We start from the raw sequence: 2,210 nt of genomic DNA, 5'->3' as shown, positions 1-2,210 counted from the left end.
GGCCAACGTCCATACATATGTAAAGTCCGCTACCCACCACTGGTCCGGACGCGTTGGAGCGTTCCACTGACGGTCGATCAGATCGGGATGCCGATCCGCCGAGGGATCCGACTCGGTCGTGACCGTGCGCCGCTTACCTCGCACGATCCCAGCAATGCCGCAGATGCGCATCAGTCGAGCGACCTGGTCGCGGCCGACATCGCGACCCCGCCGCCGCAGGCTGTGCCACAGCTTGAGCACCCCGTACAGGCCCCGCTGGTCGTGGAACAAGCAGAACACCTCGTGCGCGGCGTACGCATCGGCCAGCTCGGCAGCAGTGGACGGCGCAGCCGAGCGGGCGTAGTAGGTGCTCGGGGAGATCGTCATGCCGTGCTCGGTGAGCACGCGGCAGATCTGCTCGACCCCGAATCGCACCTTGTGAGCGTCGATGTAGGGTGTTTCATTGAGTGTGTAAGGGTCCGGTCTCGTACCGAGGTGTGACCTACGGGTTTCACCTCCGGAAGGATCGACCGAATGACTGAAGTAGCTGATGCGCAGAACCCTCTTGCTGGGGTGCTGAACGCCGATCAGATCGATGCCCTGGTGACCGCCGCCGAGGAGCTGGGCGAGGGCCGTCACGGCGTCGAGGAGTTGTTGACACGGATGACCAAGGCCGTGCTGGAGCGGGCCATGGAGGTCGAGCTCAGCGACCACCTGGGCTATGAATCCGGCGACCCCGCCGGGCACGGGAGCGGCAACTCCCGCAACGGCAAGACCACCAAGTCCGTGCAGACCCTCCAGGCCCCCGTGCAGCTCACCGTGCCGCGGGACCGCAATAGCTCGTTCGAGCCGGTCATCGTCCCCAAACGCGCCCGCCGGGTCGGCAAGGTCGAGGACATGATCCTGTCCCTCTACGCCCGTGGAATGACCACTAGGGACATCAGCTCACATATGGAGGAGATCTACGGCTCCACGGTCTCCGCCGCGACTATCTCCAGGGTCACCGACGTGGTTGCCGACGAGATTGCACTCTGGCAGTCCAGGCCGCTGGAGACGGTGTACCCGATCGTCTACATCGACGCGATCTGGCTGAAGATCCGCGACGGCGGGGTCGTGGCTAACAAAGCCTGTCACGTGGCCGTAGGGGTCGATCTGGAGGGCCGCAAGCAGGTGCTGGGCCTGTGGCTCGGCGCCACCGAGGGGGCCAAGTTCTGGGCAGACGTGCTGACCGAGATCCGCAATCGCGGAGCCAAGGACATCCTGATCTTGTGCTGCGACGGACTGACCGGGTTGCCGGCCGCGGTCAACAGCGTCTACCCCGAGACCGTGGTGCAGACCTGCGTGGTGCATCTCCTGCGCTCGGCCATGAAGTACGCCTCCTACGCCGACCGCAAGAGCATGGCCAGGGACATGAAGCCGATCTACACTGCGGCCACCATCGAGGCGGCCGAGCTGGCGATGGAGGCCTTCGCCGAGACCTGGGGCACCAAGGCGCCAGCGGCGGTGATGGCGTGGCGCAATGCCTGGGAGGACTTCACTCCGTTCCTGGCGTTCACCCCCGAGATCCGCAAGGTCATCTACACGACGAACCAGATCGAGTCGATCAACTATCAACTCCGAAAGATCACCAAGACCAGGGGCTCGTTCCCCTCGGCTGAGGCGGCGATCAAGCTGGTCTATCTCGGCATCCGCAACATCGAAACCACCCGCGGCGGCGAGCTAGGCACAGGCACCCGAGGATGGCACCAAGCCCTGAACGCCTTCGCCGTGCAATTCCCCAACCGACTCCCACTCTGACCACCAGGCAGAAGGGCTAACTGACCGGCCCCTTACACAGAAAACTTGACACCCCCCGTCGATGTAGTCAACGATTAGGTAAGTCGGCGGTCGAGCTCCGCCGCTGCGAAAAACGCCGAGGCGGTCTTGAGGATCTCGTTCGCCCGCCGCAGTTCGGCGTTCTCCCGCTTGAGTCGCTTTACCTCCGCTGAATCGGCCGACGCTTGCGCTGGCGCGGCGCCCGACTCGGCCTCGATCCAGTTCCGCAGGGTCTCGGGCTTCACGCTCAATAGCGACCCGACGTGCTTGCGGGCGGCGAGCTTGGAGCACTGCGCATCGGCCAGGTGCTCGTGGTACATCCGGACCGCGCGCTCACGGGTCTCGGCGTCGAACTTTCGTGGTGCTGCCATGGGTTCCAGTCTTCCTTGTTAGATCGGAACCCTCCGACAGATCCA

The 2,210-nt window shown here is 64.4% G+C and carries 1 protein-coding gene and 2 pseudogenes; 1 reads left to right on the top strand and 2 read right to left on the bottom strand.

The genetic code is table 11. The annotated features are described in order from the left end of the window. Positions 1-432, bottom strand: a pseudogene (locus tag G6031_RS10325) (IS3 family transposase); the annotation flags it as partial. Positions 433-513: 81 nt separating this feature from the next. On the opposite strand from G6031_RS10325, the gene G6031_RS10320 reads away from it, so the two are divergent. Next, positions 514-1,776, top strand: coding sequence for an IS256 family transposase (locus G6031_RS10320; protein WP_182638538.1), 1,263 nt, complete (start codon positions 514-516; stop codon positions 1,774-1,776). A gap of 57 nt (positions 1,777-1,833) precedes the next feature. Here G6031_RS10320 and G6031_RS10315 read toward each other — a convergent pair. Continuing rightward, positions 1,834-2,165, bottom strand: a pseudogene (locus tag G6031_RS10315) (transposase); the annotation flags it as partial. Between the last annotated feature and the right edge of the window lie 45 nt (positions 2,166-2,210).

It is taken from the genome of Dietzia sp. CQ4 (assembly GCF_014145125.1).
Classification (GTDB): Bacteria; Actinomycetota; Actinomycetes; order Mycobacteriales; family Mycobacteriaceae; genus Dietzia; species Dietzia natronolimnaea.
The sequence above is the reverse complement of the archived record's forward strand: the minus strand, read 5'-3'. Positions and strand labels throughout refer to the sequence as shown.